This window comes from Paraplanobispora siamensis (genome assembly GCF_016863175.1).
In the GTDB taxonomy this organism is placed as follows: Bacteria; Actinomycetota; Actinomycetes; order Streptosporangiales; family Streptosporangiaceae; genus Planobispora; species Planobispora siamensis.
Genome location: NZ_BOOJ01000008.1, coordinates 115,845 through 135,090, shown reverse-complemented (window position 1 = coordinate 135,090; position 19,246 = coordinate 115,845). Strand labels below are relative to the sequence as shown.

At 70.4% G+C, this 19,246-nt stretch carries 18 protein-coding genes; 1 reads left to right on the top strand and 17 read right to left on the bottom strand.

The window, feature by feature from the left end:
• Nucleotides 1–57: 57 nt before the first annotated feature.
• From Psi01_RS03450 to Psi01_RS03435, 4 genes are all read right to left on the bottom strand, one after another.
• Entirely contained in the window at nt 58–1,347 is a 1,290-nt protein-coding gene (locus Psi01_RS03450; protein ID WP_204062445.1) for a sensor histidine kinase, read from the bottom strand.
• Nucleotides 1,348–1,359: 12 nt separating this feature from the next.
• Nucleotides 1,360–2,157: an ABC transporter permease gene (locus tag Psi01_RS03445; protein WP_204062444.1), complete on the bottom strand. Its 798-nt coding sequence runs from the start codon at nt 2,155–2,157 to the stop codon at nt 1,360–1,362.
• Between the two features lie 90 nt (nt 2,158–2,247).
• Complete coding sequence (locus Psi01_RS03440; RefSeq protein WP_204062443.1) at nt 2,248–3,309, bottom strand: ABC transporter ATP-binding protein; 1,062 nt, start codon at nt 3,307–3,309, stop codon at nt 2,248–2,250.
• Between the two features lie 134 nt (nt 3,310–3,443).
• Nucleotides 3,444–6,611, bottom strand: coding sequence for a S41 family peptidase (locus Psi01_RS03435; protein WP_204062442.1), 3,168 nt, complete (start codon nt 6,609–6,611; stop codon nt 3,444–3,446).
• Between the two features lie 64 nt (nt 6,612–6,675).
• On the opposite strand from Psi01_RS03435, the gene Psi01_RS03430 reads away from it, so the two are divergent.
• Nucleotides 6,676–7,299 carry a cob(I)yrinic acid a,c-diamide adenosyltransferase gene (locus tag Psi01_RS03430; RefSeq protein ID WP_204062441.1) on the top strand — a complete coding sequence of 208 codons (624 nt, stop codon included), beginning with the start codon at nt 6,676–6,678 and terminating at the stop codon, nt 7,297–7,299.
• Between the two features lie 19 nt (nt 7,300–7,318).
• On the opposite strand, the gene Psi01_RS03425 is transcribed toward Psi01_RS03430, so the two are convergent.
• The 13 genes from Psi01_RS03425 to Psi01_RS03365 form a co-directional block, all read right to left on the bottom strand.
• Nucleotides 7,319–7,729, bottom strand: coding sequence for a DUF2550 domain-containing protein (locus Psi01_RS03425; RefSeq protein WP_204062440.1), 411 nt, complete (start codon nt 7,727–7,729; stop codon nt 7,319–7,321).
• 43 nt (nt 7,730–7,772) lie between these two features.
• Complete coding sequence (locus Psi01_RS03420; RefSeq protein ID WP_204062439.1) at nt 7,773–8,177, bottom strand: F0F1 ATP synthase subunit epsilon; 405 nt, start codon at nt 8,175–8,177, stop codon at nt 7,773–7,775.
• 62 nt (nt 8,178–8,239) lie between these two features.
• Nucleotides 8,240–9,667, bottom strand: a complete 1,428-nt coding sequence (gene atpD, locus Psi01_RS03415; RefSeq protein ID WP_204062438.1) for a F0F1 ATP synthase subunit beta — start codon at nt 9,665–9,667, stop codon at nt 8,240–8,242.
• A 9-nt stretch (nt 9,668–9,676) separates the two neighbouring features.
• Complete coding sequence (locus Psi01_RS03410) at nt 9,677–10,579, bottom strand: F0F1 ATP synthase subunit gamma (RefSeq protein WP_204062437.1); 903 nt, start codon at nt 10,577–10,579, stop codon at nt 9,677–9,679.
• Between the two features lie 3 nt (nt 10,580–10,582).
• A complete protein-coding gene (gene atpA / locus Psi01_RS03405) occupies nt 10,583–12,232 on the bottom strand; it encodes a F0F1 ATP synthase subunit alpha (protein ID WP_204062436.1) in 1,650 nt (549 codons plus the stop codon).
• Nucleotides 12,233–12,255: 23 nt separating this feature from the next.
• Nucleotides 12,256–13,065, bottom strand: coding sequence for a F0F1 ATP synthase subunit delta (locus Psi01_RS03400; protein WP_204062435.1), 810 nt, complete (start codon nt 13,063–13,065; stop codon nt 12,256–12,258).
• 46 nt (nt 13,066–13,111) lie between these two features.
• Entirely contained in the window at nt 13,112–13,642 is a 531-nt protein-coding gene (locus Psi01_RS03395) for a F0F1 ATP synthase subunit B (RefSeq protein ID WP_373872463.1), read from the bottom strand.
• A 43-nt stretch (nt 13,643–13,685) separates the two neighbouring features.
• Entirely contained in the window at nt 13,686–13,922 is a 237-nt protein-coding gene (gene atpE / locus Psi01_RS03390) for an ATP synthase F0 subunit C (protein ID WP_204062433.1), read from the bottom strand.
• 72 nt (nt 13,923–13,994) lie between these two features.
• Nucleotides 13,995–14,786 carry a F0F1 ATP synthase subunit A gene (atpB, locus tag Psi01_RS03385; RefSeq protein ID WP_204062432.1) on the bottom strand — a complete coding sequence of 264 codons (792 nt, stop codon included), beginning with the start codon at nt 14,784–14,786 and terminating at the stop codon, nt 13,995–13,997.
• Nucleotides 14,787–15,093: 307 nt separating this feature from the next.
• Nucleotides 15,094–15,522 (bottom strand): Cg1360 family ATP-synthase-associated protein, encoded by a 429-nt coding sequence (locus Psi01_RS03380; protein ID WP_204062431.1) that lies wholly within the window; start codon nt 15,520–15,522, stop codon nt 15,094–15,096.
• Nucleotides 15,523–15,674: 152 nt separating this feature from the next.
• A complete protein-coding gene (locus Psi01_RS03375) occupies nt 15,675–17,387 on the bottom strand; it encodes an MraY family glycosyltransferase (RefSeq protein ID WP_204062430.1) in 1,713 nt (570 codons plus the stop codon).
• A gap of 57 nt (nt 17,388–17,444) precedes the next feature.
• The gene (glyA, locus tag Psi01_RS03370) at nt 17,445–18,710 is read right to left on the bottom strand and encodes a serine hydroxymethyltransferase (RefSeq protein ID WP_204062429.1); all 1,266 of its coding nucleotides are present in this window, start codon (nt 18,708–18,710) and stop codon (nt 17,445–17,447) included.
• Nucleotides 18,711–18,847: 137 nt separating this feature from the next.
• Entirely contained in the window at nt 18,848–19,228 is a 381-nt protein-coding gene (locus tag Psi01_RS03365) for a hypothetical protein (protein ID WP_204062428.1), read from the bottom strand.
• Nucleotides 19,229–19,246 lie beyond the last annotated feature (18 nt).

Genomic DNA, 19,246 nt, shown 5'->3' with positions numbered 1-19,246 from the left:
GACCGGACCATCCGGCACCCGCCCCTTCTCCGGCGGCGCCGTACTCCGGCGCCCGCCTCATCGGATCCCCTCCAGCGGGACCACCGCCCGCAGCCTGAACTCTCCCGAGCCGTTCGGCCCGGCGGTGACCGAGCCGCCGGAGGAGGCCACCCGCTCGGCCATCCCGGTCAGGCCCGTCCCGCCCCGCCCGCTCGCCTCCGTCGCGCCGTCGTTCGTCATCTCCAGCACCGCCTGACCCTCCTGCAGCACGATGGAGATGCGGCAGCGGGTCGCCCTGCTGTGCCGCAGGACGTTGGTGGTGCCCTCGCGGACGAGCCAGGACAGCAGCGTGGCGAGCTCCTCGGGCACCCCGTCCGGCGGGGCCTGCAGCGTGCACTGGATGCCGTCCGCCTCCAGCACGGAGACCATGCTGCGCAGCTCCGCGTCGAGGTCGACCGTCCGGTATCCGCGCACCGCCGTACGGATCTCCTTCAGCGCCTCTCTGGCCAGCCCGCGCACCTCGCCCATCTCGGCGGCCGCCCGGTCGGCGTCGGCCCTGGCGAGCTTGACGGCGACCTCGCTCTTGACCGCGATCGCGGACAGGCTGTGCCCGACGAGGTCGTGCAGGTCGCGGGCGAAGCGCAGCCGCTCCTCGGTCACCGCCAGCCGGGCCTGGGCCTCCTTGCCGGCCTCCGCCGCCCGGACCACCTCCCAGAACCAGAGCTGGAACCGGTTCGCCCACGGCAGGACCAGAGATATCCCGATATATCCGCCGACCGTCGCGCCGAAGCTCTCCTCGTCCGAGTAGATCGCCAGAGCCTCCGGGGAATTCGGGGCGCCCGGCCAGAGCAGGTACAGTCCCGCCGCGGTCGCGCCGAGGGTGACGAGGAGGGTGGCGGACCGGCTCAGCAGCAGCGCCGTGCTCGTCGTCCAGGCCAGGGCGGCCAACCCCCAGGACCAGAGGTGCCCCTCCTGGGTCGCCATCACGACCAGCGCGATGACGCCCGAGACGGCGATCTCCCGGTTCGCGGTGGTGCCGTCCATCGCGGCCCTGACCATGCGCACCTGGAGGACGCTGAAGGGGATCAGCAGCACGACCCCCAGGAGCATGAGGGGGATCGGCTCCGTCTCGGTGGCCCGGGAGAGCCAGCCGAGGGAGCCGACCCACGGCAGGAAGACCCCGATGCTCAGCATCCAGAAGGTCAGCCGGCGCAGCCGCTCGACCTGGGAGCGTTTGTCCCTCCGGAAGAATCCGGCGAGGGAGCCCGCTCCCGGGATCGTCGGCCGCCGGAGCAGGGATCGGAACAGCCCCGAGGGGACGAGGGCCTTTCGGCGCCCCGTCCCCTTCTCATCAGTTTTCGTCAGCATCGGCGATCCACGTTAGCCGTGCCGGGGCTCCCACCGGAACAACCACCTGGCCAGCAGCGCTCCGATCACGACCCAGACGAGCAGGATCCCGATCGAGGGCAGCGCGGCCGTCCACTGCCCGGCCATCGTCAGCTTCTCGCCGCCGTCGGCGAAGTGGTCGGCGCCGAGGAAGCCGGTGCGCATCATCTCCACGATCGGAGTGACCGGCAGCAGGTTCGAGACCACGGCCAGCGGGCCGGGCAGCACGTCGGCGGGGAAGGCGACCGGCGCGGCGACCATCATGACGAGCAGCACCGGCAGCACCGTGATCTGCGCCATCTCCGCGTTGGGAGTCATCCCGGAGAAGGCCGCCGCGAGCAGGCCGAACACCGCGACGCCCAGGACGGCGGCGAGCACCATTAGCGGCACGTTGACCGGCAGGACGTCCTCGAAACGGTAGACCCAGATCCCGATCAGCAGCGCCTGGAAGAGGAAGACGGCGAGGGCGCCGAGGCCGCTGCCCGCCATGACCGCCATCGCCGACGGCTGGCCCCCGCGCAGCCGCTTGAGCACCAGTTCCTCACGGCGGGAGGTGAAGGCGTTGACCAGGTTGATGAAGACCGCGAACGCCAGCATCAGTCCGGGCACGCCGGTCAGGACGAACACCTTGCCCTCCACCCCGCCGACGTCGCCCGTCGGGAAGCTGCTGTAGAGGGCCGCGAGCAGCAGCGGCATCAGCATCACGTTGAACAGCACGGTGGTGTTCCTGCCGACCAGGGTCAGGTCGAGCCGCGCCAGCCGCACGGCGTGCAGAACATCGGTCTTCGTCATCGCTCGTCACTCCTCGTCCACCGCGCGGGTCGTGCGCCCCCGCGGACCTTTCCGTCCGTCACACCGTCATGCCGCGTCGTCGCGGACATCTCAGGCCTCTCCCACGATCCGCATGAAGACGTCCTCCAGGGTTCCGCGGCGCACCGCCAGGCGCTCCAGGGTCTCGCCGCGGGTGTCGGCCCAGGCGAGCAGCGGCCGGAGGGCGGCGTGCGCGCGGGTCCCGGCGTCGGGCCCGGACAGGGTGTAGCCGACCTCGGTGCCGCCGGAGGCGTAGGTCAGCGCCGGGGCGACGCCGTCCAGCACGGGCAGGTCGCCGAAGGTCCAGGAGGTGCCGGGGAGCCGGAAGGTGATCATGTCGCCGGAGGTGGCCACCACCTCCTCGACCGAGCCGTGGGTGTGGATGCGGCCCTCGTGCATGATGGCCAGCCGGTTGGCCAGGCGCTCGGCCTCCTCCAGATAGTGCGTGGTCAGCAGCACGGTGGTGCCCGCGTCGCGGAGTTCCTCCACGACCTTCCAGGTCGTACGGCGCGCCTCGGGGTCCATCCCGGTGGTCGGCTCGTCCAGGAAGAGCACCTCGGGCGCCGCCAGCACCGCGAGCGCGAGGTCGAGCCGGCGCTTCTGGCCGCCGGACAGCTGCTTGACCCTGACCCGGGCCTTCTTCTCCAGGCCCACCAGCTCCAGCGCGCCCATGGTGACGCGGTCCACCCGGCGGATCCGGCTGCCCAGGAGGGTGAACCCGCCCGGCAGCTCGGTGCTGCCGGACAGGGTGACCGGGCGGCCGGCGTCCTGGCTCAGCCCCTTCCACAGGTCCACGGTCTCGGCCACGGTGAGGTCGCCGAGGAAGCCGCCCTCCTGCAGCATGATGCCCACGCGGGGGCGCAGCTCGCGGTGCTGCCGGATCGGGTCGAGGCCCAGGACCCGGACGGTCCCGTCGGTGGCGGGCGCGTAGCCCTCCAGGACCTCCATCGTGGTGGTCTTGCCGGCCCCGTTGGTGCCCAGCAGGGCGAAGACCTCTCCGCGGGGGACGGTGAAGGAGATGCCGCGCACGGCCTCGAAGTCACCATACTTCTGCCGGAGCCCGCCGACCTCGATCACGTTCTCGGGGCCGGTGGTTCCGGTGCCGGTCGCGTCCGCAAGCTGTCGTGTTCTCATGGGAAAATCATGATCTACCTGCTCAGCCGCAGGTAGTCGTGGATATCACCAGAGAAATGTGGATCTCGCGGGTGTCCCGGATGACAAATGTCATCCGGGACACCCGCATCGGGACGCCGGGGCGCCGACGCCCCCTACGGGCGGGGCGGCAGGGCGGGACGGCGCCGGGAGGGACGGGTCGCGGCGTCCGGCGGGGTCGCCGCGGGGCGCTCCGCCAGAGCGGCCAGCGCGAGCCGTACCGCCTCCTCGATCTGCGGGTCGCGCCCGGCGGCCCAGTCGTCCGGGGTGATGTCCACCTCGACGTCGGGGTCCACTCCGTAGTTCTCCACGCCCCAGCCCAGGCCCTCGAACCAGAACGAGTACCTCGGCACCGTGACGGCCGACCCGTCCACCAGGCGGTGGTCATCCTCGATGCCGATGACGCCGCCCCAGGTCCGGGTGCCGACCACCGGGCCGAGCTTGTGGATCTTGAAGGCGGCCGTGACGATGTCGCCGTCGGAGCCGGCGTTGTAGTCGGTGACCGCGACGAGCGGGCCGCGCGGGGCGTCCTCGGGATAGGTGATCGGCATCAGGCCGCGGGGCAGGTCCCAGGCGATGACCCGGCGCAGCAGCTTCTCGATGACCAGCTCGGAGGTGTGCCCGCCCCGGTTGCCCCGGACGTCCACCACGAGCCCCTCGAAGGTCATCTCCCGGCGCAGGTCGCGGTGGAACTGCGCCCAGCCCTCGGCGACCATGTCCGGGATGTGCAGGTAGCCCAGCCGCCCGTCGCCCAGCTCACGGACGTGCGCCCGGCGACCGGCCACCCAGTCCTGGTAGCGCAGCCGGCGGTCGTCGCGAAGCGGCGTGACGACCACCCGGCGCCCGCCCCCGAGGGTCAGCTCGACCGGCTTGCCCGCGGCGCCGACCAGCAGCCGCGCGGGGCCCTGCGGCGGCACCGGGCGGCCGTCGACCGCCAGCAGCGCCTCCCCCTGCTGCACTCCCGCGCCGGGTACGGCCAGCGGGGAGCGGGCGTGCACGTCCGACGACTCGCCGGGCAGCACCCGGTCCACCTGCCAGCGGCCCTCCTCGTTGCGCGAGACGTCCGCGCCGAGCAGGCCCACCGCGTCGCTGGAGGGCGATCCCCAGGGCGCGGGGATGACGTAGGCGTGCGAGCTGCCGAGCTCGCCGGCCACCTCCCACAGCAGGTCGGCGAAGTCGTCGTTGGTGGCGACCCGGTCCACCAGCGGCCGGTACTCCTCCAGCACGGCGTCCCACTCGACGTCCGCCATGTCCTCCACCCAGAAGTCGGCCCGCACCCGGCGGCCCATCTGCGTGTAGGCGTGCCGCCGGTAGACGACGGGGTCCACGGTGATGCGGATCCTCGACACGTCCACCGTCACGTCGTCGTCGCCGTTCTTGCCGGTGGCCGGGCGGACGGTGAGCGCGCCCTTGTCGGAGACGACCAGGCGGGTGCCGTCGCCGCTCACCCGGTACCAGTCGAGCTTGTCGACCAGCTCCTCGCAGGTGCGCTTGACCAGGTCGTAGCGGTCGAGGGCGGCCCTGGGCGGGTCCCCGCCGAGGTCTCCCCTGTCCTCGCCCAGCTCCCCGGCCAGCGGCTCGCGCAGCCAGACGAACCCGCCCTTGACCGCGCGCAGCGTCGAGTAGCGGCCCTCGGGCACCGGCACCTGCACGACGCGGGCGGCGATCCCGTCGGTGTCGACCGTGAGGGGGACGGGCTCCTTCTTCTTCCCGCCGTCGCCGTCACCGTCGCCGCCGTCCGCCCCGGCCACCGGCCGCCCGTCGATGCTGGGCGCGAAGGGCGAGGGGGTGGAGGCGGCCAGCGGGACCAGGTAGGGGCGGTAGCCGTACGGGAAGGACAGGTCGAAGGAGTGCGCGTCGTAGACCGGGTCGAAGCCGCGGCGCGACAGGAAGGCCAGGTGGTCTCCGGCGAAGGCGGGCGAGACGTCCACGAAGCGGCCGTCGGTCACATCGTGGATCACCCGGTCCACCACCCTGGCCAGCCGGATCCGGCGCAGCGGGGTGGCCTCGGGGTGCGACCAGGCCAGCCAGGCGGAGTCGGGCGACCAGGCCATGCCGTCGATCTGGCCGTTGGCGCGGGTCAGCTCGACGACCTCGGCGGAGGCCACGTCCACCAGCAGCAGCCTGCCGTCCCTGGCCGCCACCGCGATGGTGGCCCCGTCGGGCGCGACGGCCAGGTCCCCGACCTCGCCCAGCTTCCCCTCGGCGATCCTGCGGGTCTCCCCGCCGCCGGCCGGGCCGATCTCCAGGCCGTGCGCCTGCCCGTCGTCGATGACCCACACCACCTGGTCGGCGCCGAGCATGCGGGGCTTGCCCGCGGCCAGCCCGGAGCTGAGCTGGCGCGCCGGGCCGTCACGGTGGGTGAGCCAGTGCACGGTGCCCCGCACCTCCACCGCGCTGGCCCGGCCGGTCGCGTCCACGGCCAGGTCGTCCAGCCTCCGGCCGGCGTCCACCGCCCGCGGCTGACGCCCGCGGAGCGGGGAGCCGGGGCGGACGTCGAGCTTGCGGGTCTCGGCGTCCAGGCCGTCGAGGATGTACAGGTCGCCGGCGTTCTGGTAGACGATCCGGGTCCCGTCGGTGGTGGCGTGCCGGGCGTAGAAGACGTCATGGTCGGTGTGGCGGCGCAGCCCGGTGCCGTCGAGCTCCGCGGAGTAGAGGTTGCCGACCCCCTCGTGGTCGGACAGGAAGACCAGGCGGCCGCCGACGAGCATCGGGCTGGCGAAGTGGCCGTTCAGCTCGGCCAGCAGCCGGGTGAAACCGTCCTGCCCGCCGATCCACAGCCGGCCCGCCGTACCGCCCCGGTAGCGCTTCCAGGTCCCCGGGTCGCGGGCGAGGGAGGCGGTCAGCAGCGCGGTCGCGTCCTCGGCGATCGCCAGGTCGGTGACCGGGCCGTACGGCAGCCGCTCGGCGTTCCCGGCGGTGTCCAGCGCGTAGGCGAAAGTCATGGAGCCGAACGGCTGGCCGGTCGCGCTGATGGCCAGGATCCGGCCGTCGGGGGTCCACCCGCGAGTCCGGGTACGGTAGTCGCCCCAGTAGGTCAGCCGCTCGGCGGAGCCGCTCTCCAGGTCGGCCAGGAACACCTCGGGATCGCCCTCGCGCACGCTGGTCCAGGCGACCTTGGAGGCGTCGGCGGACAGGCGGGGGTGACTCGCCGGAGCCCGGTCGGAGGACAGGCGCCAGGCCCGGCCCCCTTCCGCGGGGGCCGCCCAGACGTCGTCGTCGGCGACGAACGTCAGCACATCCCCGGATATATGCGGAAATCGCAGGTAAGAACCAGAAACCATCGTTGCATCATATTGTCAACCATGGTGTTAATCCTGATATTTTTCGGCCCGTTACGCTGAGCCCATGACGCGAGCTGACAGAGACAACCCCGTGGTGCTCTCCAAGATCTACACCCGTACGGGAGACGACGGCACCACCGCTCTGGGCGACATGAGCCGCACCCGGAAGACCGATCCGCGCCTGGCCGCCTACGCCGACGTGGAGGAGGCCAACGCGGCGCTCGGCCTGGCCCTGTCCTTCCCGGCGTCCTCCGCGGCCTCCGGGAGCGGATCGGGAGGCCTCGGCGAGGACGTCGTCGCCGTCCTCACCCGGATCCAGAACGAGCTGTTCGACGTGGGGGCCGACCTGTGCACCCCGGTCACGGAGAACCCCGAGTTCCCGCCGCTGCGGGTCGAGCCGTCCTACGTCGAGTGGCTGGAGGCCCGCTGCGACGAGTTCAACGAACGGCTCAAGCCGCTGCGCAGTTTCATCCTGCCGGGCGGGAACCCGGTCGTCGCCCAGCTCCACGTGGCCAGGACGGTCGTGCGCCGGGCCGAGCGCACGGTCTGGGCGGCGCTGGAGGCCCACGACGACGTCAACCCGCTGACCGCCAAGTATCTCAACCGGCTGAGCGACCTGATGTTCATCCTGTGCCGCATCGCGGCCGCGGGCGAGGAGATCCTCTGGAAGCCCGGCGGCACCCGCTGACAGGCGGCCCGGGAGCGGCTCAGGCGACGTCGAGGTGGGCGCCGGGCGGGGCGGACTCCAGCCAGGCGACGAACCCGGTCAGGGCGCGGTAACCGGCGGCCAGCTCGAAGGTGAACCCCGCGCTCTCGCACCGCAGGGCCGTCACGCCCTCCAGGAACCCGAAGAACTCGCCGGTCCCGATCCGGCGCCGTCCGGAAACCACGAGGCCGCGCCTCACGATGACGTGGCGCGGCCTCGGCAGCAGACCTATGAGCGGGATCCAGTTGAGCCGTCCCCCGGCGTAACGGGCCACTCCCACCCGCCAGCCGCGCTTGCCCTCCACGGGGCGCAGACAGCACAGCACCGATCCGCGGGATCGGATGAGGACCAGAACCCGCAGGGACAGAAGGACGACGAGCACCACCGCCACGATGAGTACGTCACGCGCCATGATGATCGCCGCCCCCAAGAACCACACCGCCCAGAAGCAGAACCTATCCGACTTCCTCGCCGGCCGCGCGCAGCCGGGCCCTGGCGCGCTTGGCCCCGGCCGCGGCCTCCGCGTTCTCCTGGTCGGCTTCGACGGAGGCCTGGGCGCGCTCCATCGCGTTGCGGGCCCGGGCGACGTCCACCTCGGAGCCGAGCTCGGCCACCTCGGCCAGGATCGACACCTCGTCGTTGGCCACCGACACGAACCCGCCGTGCACCGCGGCGACCAGGTCGGGCTCGCCACCGCGCTTGACCCTCAGCACGCCGCCCTCGACCAGGACGCCCAGCACGGGAGCGTGCTGGGGCATGATGCCGATCTCACCCTCGATGGTCTTGGCGATGACCATGTCGGCCTCGCCGGACCAGATCTCGCGCTCCGGCGAGACGACGCCTACTCGCAGCTTCGCCACTTTCTCTGCGTTCCTTTCGAACCAGGTGCCGGTACGGCGGGCCGTACCGGCACCGAAGGCGACTAGCGGGCGAGTTCCTTGGCCTTGGCGATGGCCTGCTCGATGCCACCGACCATGAAGAACGCCTGCTCGGGCAGGTGGTCGTAGTCACCGGCGCACAGGCCCTTGAAGGACGCGATGGTCTCGTCCAGCGGCACGAACTCACCCGGCTGACCGGTGAACGCCTCGGCGGCGTACATCGGGTGGGACAGGAAGCGCTCGATGCGGCGGGCCCGGTTGACCGTGACCTTGTCCTCTTCGGAGAGCTCGTCGATGCCCAGGATGGCGATGATGTCCTGCAGTTCCTTGTACTTCTGCAGGATCCGCTTGGTCTCCTGGGCCACGCGGTAGTGCTCCTCACCGACGACCTGCGGGTCGAGGATCCGCGAGGTGGAGTCGAGCGGGTCCACCGCGGGGTAGATGCCCTTCTCCGAGATCGGCCGGGACAGAACGGTCTGCGCGTCGAGGTGCGCGAACGCGTTGTGCGGGGCCGGGTCGGTGATGTCGTCCGCGGGGACGTAGATCGCCTGCATCGAGGTGATCGAGTGACCGCGGGTGGAGGTGATGCGCTCCTGCAGAACACCCATCTCGTCGGCCAGGGTCGGCTGGTAACCCACCGCGGACGGCATGCGGCCGAGCAGGGTGGACACCTCGGAGCCGGCCTGGGTGAAACGGAAGATGTTGTCGATGAACAGAAGCACGTCCTGCTTCTGCACGTCACGGAAGTACTCCGCCATGGTGAGGGCGGACAGCGCGACGCGCAGACGCGTGCCCGGGGGCTCGTCCATCTGACCGAAGACGAGGGCGGTGTCCTTGAGAACGCCCGCCTCCTCCATCTCCAGCCAGAGGTCGTTGCCCTCACGGGTGCGCTCGCCGACGCCCGCGAAGCACGAGGTTCCGGAGAACTTCAGGGCGACGCGGCGGATCATCTCCTGGATCAGAACGGTCTTGCCGACACCGGCGCCACCGAACAGACCGATCTTGCCACCCTTCACGTACGGGGTGAGCAGGTCGATGACCTTGATGCCGGTGGGCAGCATCTCGGTGCGCGACTCCAGGGAGTCGAAGGAGGGCGAGGGGCGGTGGATGCCCCACTTCTCCGTCACCTTCAGGGAGGCGGTCGGCACGTCCAGGGACTCGCCGAGCGCGTTCCACACGTGGCCCTTGACGACGTCGCCGACCGGCACCGAGATCGGCGCACCGGAGTCGGACACCGTCGCGCCGCGGACCAGGCCGTCGGTGGGCTGCATCGAGATGGCCCGGACCAGGTTGTCACCCAGGTGCTGGGCGACCTCCAGGGTCAGGGTCTTGGTCTCGCCGCCGACGGTGACGTCGACGTTGAGGGCGTTGTAGATGTCGGGCATCGCCTCGACGGGGAACTCCACGTCGACGACGGGACCCGTCACTCGGGCTACGCGACCGGTTCCGGTCGCGACGGTCTCAACAGTCATTGTGGCTATTCACTCTTTCCCCGCTGCGGCGTCAGCCAGCGCGTTGGCGCCACCGACGATCTCGCTGATTTCCTGGGTGATCTCGGCCTGGCGAGCCTGGTTCATCTGCTGGGTGAACACACGGATGAGCTCGTTGGCGTTGTCGGTCGCCGACTTCATGGCCCGGCGACGCGCGGCGTGCTCCGAGGCGGCCGACTGGAGCAGCGTGCTGAAGACGCGCGACTCCACGTAACGCGGGAGCAGCGAGTCGAGCACGTCGCCCGCGGTGGGCTCGAACTCGAAGTACGGCAGCGGCGTCTCCGGCTTCTCGGTGGTCTCCTCCACCGTCAGCGGCAGGACCCGCTTGACCGTGACCTCCTGCGTGAGCATGGAGACGAACTCGGTCGAGACGATGTGGATCTCGTCGATCCCGTCCGTCTCGGCCGAGAACGCGGAGATGAGCACGTCGGCGATCTCCTTGGCGTTGGCGTAGGAGGGGTTGTCGGAGAACCCGCCCCACTGCCCGCCCATCTCCCGTCCCCGGAAGCTGTGCCAGGTGATGCCCTTGCGCCCCACCACGTAGGGCACCGGCTCGACGCCCCTGCTGCGCAGCAGACCGGCCAGCGCCTCGGCCTCACGCAGGACGTTGGCGTTGAAGCCGCCGCAGAACCCGCGGTCACTGGTGACGATGAGCACACCGGCCCTGGTGGGGTTCTCCCTGGCCACGGTCAACGGGTGGTCGACGCTGGCGGTGTTGCTGACCACGCCCGTGACGGCGCGGGTGATCTCCCGCTCGTACGGCACGGCGGCCTGCATCCGCTGCTGCGCCTTGACGATGCGCGAGGAGGCGATGAGCTCCTGGGCGCGCGTGATCTTCGCCGTTGACCTGACCGACTTGATCCGCCGCCGCAGCAGTCTTAGCTGGGCACCCATCGGCTACTTCTTCTCGTCCGCGCGGACGTGCTTGGTGATCTTCTCCTGGCCGACCTTGTCGGCGCCGAGCGCCGCGACCGGCTCGTCGTTGACCAGCAGCTCGCCCGCGGAGGTCTCGAAGCCCTTCTTGAACTGCGTGATCGCGTCCTTCAGGGTCGTCACCGCGTCGTCCGACAGGTCCTTGGTCTCGCGGATGCTGTCGAAGACGCCCTTGTGCTCGCGACCGAGGTAGTCCAGGAACTCCGCCTCGAAGCGGCGGATGTCCTCGACCGGGACGTCGTCGAGCTCACCGGTGGTGCCGGCCCAGACGGAGACGACCTGCTTCTCCACCGAGAACGGGCTGTACTGGGACTGCTTGAGCAGCTCCACCAGGCGCTGGCCGCGCTCCAGCTGGGCGCGGGAGGCCGCGTCCAGGTCGGAGGCGAAGGCCGCGAAGGCCTCCAGGTCGCGGTACTGCGACAGGGAGAGACGGAGCGTGCCCGCGACCTTCTTCATGGCCTTGATCTGGGCCGAACCGCCGACTCGGGAGACCGAGACACCGACGTTGATGGCCGGACGCACACCCGAGTTGAACAGGTCGGTCTCGAGGAAGCACTGGCCGTCGGTGATGGAGATGACGTTGGTCGGGATGAACGCCGACACGTCGTTGCCCTTGGTCTCGATGACCGGAAGACCCGTCATCGAGCCGGCGCCCATGTCGTCGGAGAGCTTGGCGCAGCGCTCCAGCAGACGCGAGTGCAAGTAGAAGACGTCGCCCGGGAAGGCCTCGCGGCCCGGCGGACGGCGCAGCAGCAGGGAGACGGCGCGGTAGGCGTCGGCCTGCTTGGTCAGGTCGTCGAAGACGATGAGGACGTGCTTGCCCTGGTACATCCAGTGCTGGCCGATGGCCGAGCCGGTGTAGGGGGCGAGGTACTTGAAGCCGGCCGGGTCGGAGGCCGGGGCGGCGACGATGGTGGTGTACTCCATCGCGCCCGCCTCCTCGAGGCGACCCCTGACCTGGGCGATCGTCGAGCCCTTCTGGCCGACCGCGACGTAGACGCAGCGGACCTGCTTCGACGGGTCGCCGGACAGCCAGTTCTCGCGCTGGTTGAGGATGGTGTCCACGGCGATGGCGGTCTTGCCGGTGCCACGGTCACCGATGATCAGCTGGCGCTGGCCGCGGCCGATCGGGGTCATGGCGTCGACCGCCTTGAGACCCGTCTGCAGCGGCTCCTTCACCGGCTGGCGCTGAACCACCGAGGGGGCCTGGAGCTCCAGGGCGCGCAGGCCCTCGGACTCGATGGCGCCCTTGCCGTCCAGCGGGTTGCCCAGCGGGTCGACCACGCGGCCGAGGAAGTTGTCGCCGACCGGCACGGACAGGACCTCGCCCGTGCGGCGGACCGACTGGCCCTCCTCGATCTTGCTGAAGTCGCCCAGCACAACGACACCGATCTCCCTGGGGTCCAGGTTCAGTGCCAGGCCACGCGTGCCGTCCTCGAACTCGAGCAGCTCGTTCGCCATCGCCGAGGGAAGGCCGGAGACATGGGCGATGCCGTCGCCGCAGTCGACGACGGTCCCGATCTCCTCGCGCGCGGCACCTTCCGGCTCGTACGCCTGGACGAAGCGCTCAAGCGCGTCCCGGATCTCGTCCGGCCGGATCGTAAGCTCCGCCATCTCTCTTCTGTCTCCCTATTCGCCTAGCCGGCCAACCGGCGGCGGACTTCTTCGATTCGTCCCGCGATAGTGGTGTCGATGAGCTCGTCTCCGATTCGGACGGAGAACCCACCGATCACTCGCGGATCCACCTCGACGTTCAGATGAACGTCGTGGCCGTACGAGGTGCGAAGCCACGCCGCGAGGCGCTGCTTCTGCTCCTCGGAGAGCGCGACGGCGCTGCGCACCACCGCGACGAGACGCTGCCGCTGGGCGGCCACCAAGCTGCCGAACTCCTCGAGCCCGCCTTCCAGGCTACGCCCTCGCGGATGTGCCACGAGCTGCCGGATCAGCCGGAGCGTAGTCGGCGCGACCTTGCCGGTCAGGAGCGAGTCGAGCAGCCCCTGCTTGGCCTGCGCGGGCAGTGCCGCGTCGGACAGCGTCCGGTGCAGGTCGAGGTTCGCCGCGGCGATCCGCCCGAACCGGAACAGCTCGTCCTCGACGTCGTCGAGCCTGCTCTGCGCCTCGGCCTCGGCCGAGGCGGCGACCACGCCGAGGCGCTCCAGCGCGTCGGCCAGGTCACCGGAGCGCGACCACTTGGCGGACACGGCCGAGACGGCCGTCTCCAGGGCGGCGGTGCCGACCTTGCCCTCCAGCAGGACCCGGACGATCTGCGTCTTCTGCTCGGCCGGGCGGGAGGCGTCGGACAGGTTACGGCGCAGCCCGTGCTCGCGGTCGAACAGATCGGCGATCGCGAAGAGCTCGTCGGCCAGGGTGCCGAGGTCGGCGCTTCCCGCGACCGCGTTGAAACGCTCCTCGACCTCGGCCAGAGACGTCCTGCTCAAACCCCTCATCGGCCGCTCACCGCTTCCCGCTCACTGCGTCGGGTTCGCTCCGGCATCAGCGGACCGCCGCGTTGCTCGACTCGAGCTCCGTCAGGAACCGGTCGACGGTGCGGCGCTGACGCGCCTCGTCCTCCAGGGACTCACCGACGATGCGGCTGGCCAGATCGGTCGACAGGCGGCCGATCTCGGAACGGAGCTGGGCGAACGCCTGCTGGCGGTCGGCCTCGATCTGGGCGTGCGCCGCCTCGATGAGACGGCGGGCCTCGGCCTGAGCCTCCTCGCGGAGCTCGGCCTTGATCTGCGCACCCTGCTCACGGGCCTCCTCACGCAGGCGGGACGCCTCGTGACGGGCCTCGGCGAGCTGCTCCTTGTACTGCGCGAGGGCGCGCTGGGCTTCCTCCTGCGCGTCCGCGGCCTTCTTCAGGCCGCCTTCGATGGCGATGGTGCGCTCTTCCAGAGTCTTCTGGATGCGCGGCACCAGCAGCTTGCCGACGAAGAACAGGACGAGCAGGAAGGCGAAGCCACCGATGACCATTTCGGCCGGGTGCGGGAGCAGGGGGTTGTTCTCTTCCGCTGCCGCTATCAGATGAATCATGGCTGCTGCCTCCCGTCAGGGGCGGTGATCTGTCCTAGGTCCGGAAGACGAACGCGAGCGCGATACCGATCAGCGCGAGCGCCTCGGCGAAGACGAAGCCCAGGAGCATGTTCTGGCGGATGAGGCCGTAGGCCTCGGGCTGGCGGGCGATGGCCTGCACACCCTGACCGAAGATGATGCCGATGCCGACGCCCGGGCCGATGGCGGCCAGGCCGTAGCCGATGGAACCGAGGTTGCCGGTGACCTCAGCGAGCACGGTGGTGGCGCTCATACTTTTTGTTTCCTTTTCTATCGACCGGTGGGGGTTGTCCACCGGAACCATCTGTCGTTGGGGCGGGAAGTCTCAGTGCTCGGCGTGCAGGGCGCCGTTGATGAACATGGCGGTCAGCAGCGCGAACACGTAGGCCTGCAGGGCCTGGATGAACAGCTCGAAGGCCGTCAGCAGGATCGTCATGAGGACGCCCAGCACGCCGATCAGGGCACCGGCCGGAGTGAGCTGGACGAACAGGAAGTGCCAGCCGACCTCGGAGAACAGGGCGATGATCAGGTGACCGGCCATCATCGTCGCGAAGAGCCGGACCGCGTGGGTGACGTGGCGCAGGATGAAGGTGGAGGCGAACTCGATCGGGGCGACCAGGACGTACATCCACTTGGGCAGTCCGGGCGGGAACATCATGTTCTTGAAGTAGCCCAGCGCGCCCTGGTGCTTCATGCCCAGGTAGGTCACCATGATCCACACGCCGATGGCGAGGACGGCCGGGTAGCCGATCCGCGACATCACCGGGAACTGGATGAAGATGACGGACCCGAACAGGTTCATGATCCAGATGAAGAGGAACATGCTGAACAGCAGCGGCATCCAGCGGTCACTGTCCTTGCCCAGGAACGGGCGGGCGATCTGCTCACGGACGAACTCGTAGGCGAACTCCCCGACGCTCTGCACACCCCTGGGAACCAGCTTCGGGTTGGAGAAGGCGCTGTAGGCGAACACGAGGACGATCAACGCGGCGATCAGCGCGAACAGGGCCGGCTTGTTGAACCAAGCCTGACCCGCGACAAGCGCCGGCCATTCGAACAGGCCGAGCCCCGGGGCTTGGAACTCCTCGGCAGCGAGAAGTGGCAGCACGGCGCTCACTCGGCTTTCCCTTCGTCGTGGTGGGTCAGGACGTCTTCCGCTGCCGCGCCGCCGGAGGGCGGTGCCTGGGGAAGATCAAGTAGATGGGTGATGCGATCGCAAGGAGGCCGGGGGCTGCGAGCCCAGGCCGACACTCCCCTACTTTGCATATCGCGTACGCGACGATAGCAGTCGCGGTGGTGACTAGTCATACCGGGCCAGCGCTTGGGGCGCGTGGCTCCCATCGGGGCCTCGTACGGCGGGCCCACCGGCTCCGCCGTGCGGATGTCGCGGGGCGGTGGGACGGGGGCGCGACCCGTGACGGAGGTCATCGCTTCTCCTCGTAGTGCCCGGGGACCTTGATGCCCGGTTCGACATAGAGCATGCGCAGCTTCATGAACCCGCGCGCCTCACCGAAGGTCCAGGCGATGGTGCAGGCGATGGCGGTCAGCGAGAAGGCCCTGGGGTGCCAGACCTCGACGTCCGCGAGGGCCTCCAGCATCACGACGAGGATGACGATCTTGGTGAAGAAGGTGCCCATCGCGGCGGCCATCATCATGGTCGGCGAGATCCGCGAGGCGTAGGCGACGGCGACCAGGCCGACGGTGAAGAAGACGCCCACCACGGCCACGCCGATGCCCGCGCCCAGGGCGCCCTCGGCCCCCGCGAGGAAGGTGGCGACGAGGACCGCGACCAGACCGACCGCCGCCGTCGGGATCGCGGCGGCCTTCATGAGTCGGAGGTCGTTGGCCTGCATCGGCACTCCAGGTGACTGTTATCAAGCGAGCGATTGCTTCCAGGCAGGTCCCGAGCGGTTCAGGACCTGCTAGTGAAAGCTATCACAAGCTCATGGAAGAGCGCCTTTACCTGCCGTTTCAAGTGGACGATCAAGACGTTTCCGGCAGATGTTCAGCGGGACGGCCCCGTCTTCGGGAAGGAGGTCTCCTGGGTCCTGAAGGGCAGGCCGGGGGCGGCGGACCGCATCGTGTCCTCGCCCTCCCCGGGCCCCCGGGAGGGTCGCGGGCCGGCGGGTTCCTCGGGAGTCGGAGCCGCGAGCGGGACCGGGGCCCCCTGGGCGGTCTGCGGCGAGAACGGCCCTCGGGGCGCCCGGGCGCGCGGAGCGGCCGGGGCCTGCGGGGGGATCGGCTCCTGCGGCGCCGGGGCGTAGGGGTTCTGGCCGCGCTGGGCTTGACGGGGCGGAGCCGGAGGGGGCGGCGCCTGCGGGGTCTCGATGTGCGGAGCCTGAGCGCGCGGCGTCTGCTGAGTGTGCGGCGTCTGCTGGATGTGCGGATGCGCGATCGGCGCCTGCGGGGTCTGCGGATGCGGAGCCTGGGTGTGGGGGACCTGGGTGTGCGGGACCTGGGAGTACGGGGGCTGGGAGTACGGGGGCTGGGCAGGCGGGGCCGAGGGCTCCCCCGTGGTCGCGGGGCTCATGGTCGCGGAACCCGGCGTGAACGGCCCCGCCGGTTCGGGGACGGGCTCCTCGGCGGAGCGGGCGTGCCGGCCGCCCCCGCCGTTGCGGCGCGAGCGCCAGCTCGGCAGGGCCATCGCCACCAGCACCGCGACCGCCAGCAGGACGGTCAGCGGGAACAGGATGAGGGGCACGCCCTCGACGGACATCGCCACGATCGCGAACGCGAACAGGAACGTCCAGGCGTACATGATCAGGACGCTGCGGCGGTGCGAGTGGCCGATGTCCAGCAGCCGGTGGTGCAGGTGGCCGCGGTCGGGGGCGAACGGCGAGAGCCCGTTGGAGGTGCGCCGGATCACCGCCATGATCAGGTCGAGCAGCGGGAGCACCAGGATCGCGACCGGGACCAGCAGCGGCAGGATGACCGGGAAGTTGTTGATGCTGGCGGAGTCGAGCGGCGTGATGGTGATCAGCGTGGAGGCGAGGACCAGGCCGATCAGCATGGCGCCGGTGTCGCCCATGAAGATCTTCGCCGGATGGAAGTTGTGCGGCAGGAAGCCCAGGCACACGCCGATGAGCACCGCCGCGACCGCCGCGGTGACGTTGATGCTGGTGTTGCCGAAGTCCTTGGACAGGACGATGGCGTAGGTCCAGGTGGCCATGGCCGCGATGCCGACGATCCCGGCCGCCAGCCCGTCCAGCCCGTCGACGAAGTTGACCGCGTTGATCATGACGACCACGACCATGATGGTGATCAACGGGCTCAGCGTGGAGTCGAGGATGGTCGACCCGCCCAGCGCCGACGGCAGCGGGATCCACGGCAGGCTGACGCCGAAGGCCACCAGCACGCCCGCCGCGCCGACCTGCCCGGCCAGCTTGATCAGGGCGTCCATGCCCCACCAGTCGTCCAGGAAGCCGGTCAGCGTGATCAGGCCGCCGGCCACGATCAGCCCGAGGACGACCTTTCCGCCGGTGGCGGCCTCCTCGGCGAGCTTCCCCCCGGCGTACGGCAGCTTGGCGGCCACCAGCAGGCCCGCCACCAGCCCGCCGTACATCGCCAGACCGCCGAGTCTCGGCGTCGGGGTGGTGTGCACGTCCCGGTCACGGACCTCGGGCATCGCACCGATGCGGATGGCGAAGACGCGGACCAGCGGGACCAGAAGATACGTCGCCGCCGCCGCCACGAGCGCCATCAGTAGGTATTCGCGCACGGACCTAGTTTCGCGGATAGTCGGGCCGGCTGTGACCGGAAAACAGCACAGAACAACTCATAATTCGCTGGGATATGCCGGATGGACGGCCATGAGCGCCAGCACGCGCTCCCTGATCTCGTCCGCCGTCTCGGGGCTCCGGACGGCCTGCGCCACCAGCGCGGCGACCTCCTTCATCTCCTCTGGCCCCATCCCCTGGGTGGTCACGCAGGGAGTGCCCACCCGGATGCCCGAGGTCACCGTGGCCGGCTCGGGGTCGTAGGGGATGGCGTTGCGGTTCAGTGTGATCCCCGCGGCGGCGCAGCGCTGCTCGGCCAGCGCCCCGGTGACGCCGACGTCACGCAGGTCGATCAGGGCCAGATGGCTGTCGGTGCCGCCGGCGACCGGCCGCATGCCCTCGGCGGCCAGCGCGTCGGCGAGCGTCCTTGCGTTGTCGACCACCTGCCGCGCGTAGACGGCGAACTCCGGCTGGAGCGCCTCCCCGAAGGCCACCGCCTTGGCCGCCACCGCGTGCATGAGCGGGCCGCCCTGGACGAAGGGGAACACCGCCCTGTCTATCTTCGTCGCCAGCTCCGCGGTGCACATGATCCCGCCACCGCGCGGACCGCGCAGCGCCTTGTGGGTCGTGAAGGTCACCACGTCGGCGTACGGCACCGCGGACGGCAGGGCGCCCCCGGCCATCAGCCCGACGGTGTGGGCGACGTCGGCCATCAGCCAGGCGCCCACCTCGTCGGCGATCCCCCGGAAGGCCGCGAAGTCGATCTCCCGCGGATAGGCCGTGGCGCCACAGATGATCATCTTCGGCTGGTGTCGCAGCGCCAGCTCCCTGACCTCGTCGTAGTCGATCAGCTCGGTGTCGCGGCGCACGCCGTACGCCACGATGTCGAACCACCGGCCCGAGAAGTTGACCTTCGATCCGTGGGTGAGGTGGCCGCCGTGCGGCAGGGCCATGGCCAGGACCGTGTCGCCCGGCTGGAGCAGCGCGGCGTAGGCCGCTAGGTTGGCCGAGGCGCCCGAGTGCGGCTGCACGTTGACGTGCTCGGCGCCGAACAGCTGCCGGGCCCGGTCGATGGCGAGCTTCTCGGCCCGGTCGACGACCTCGCATCCGCCGTAGTAGCGCCGGCCGGGGTAACCCTCGGCGTACTTGTTGGTGAGGGTCGAGCCGAGCGCGGCCAGCACCGCCGGCGAGGCCAGGTTCTCGCTCGCGATGAGCTGGATGCCGCCGCGCAGGCGATCGAGCTCGTCGAGAAGCACGCTGGCGATCTCCGGATCCTGACGGAGCAGGAGGCCGATGTCCGGTCCGTAATAGGGCGCAGAACTCATTGCCTTACTCCGTTCGGCGACTCTGGCGGACGGCTCACCTCCAACTGTAAGCCCGTCTCTCCCCGTTATCCCATGTCAGGGCGGGAGTCATGAGAGAGTCCGGGAGAACGTCACAGGAAGAGGGCCCGCGGAGGGCGTCAGGAGAAGGCGTGCGGGGCGCCCGCGTTGACGGGCACCCAGCGCGGCGTGTCGGCCGCCTGGTCGCTGATCGAGGTGAGGACGGCCTGCCGGTACTGGCCGAGCCGGGTGCGCCACTCCGCCAGGTCCTCCACGTAACGCTCCCCCACCGGCGCGTCCCAGACGTCGCGGCTCCTGGCCATCTGGTAGGCCCGGTCGAGGGAGGAGGTCAGGTTCTCCAGCATGGGCAGCACCTGCCGCCAGAGCACGACCAGGCGCTGGTAGTCGGGGTTGAACTCCCACGCAGTGGCCGCGTCCGGGGACGGCAGCGCCGAGGTGCCCGCCGACGGCGGGGTCTCCCCCGGCTGGAGCGGCTGCGGGGCGGGCGGGTCCACGTACATCTGAAGGCTCCTCACACC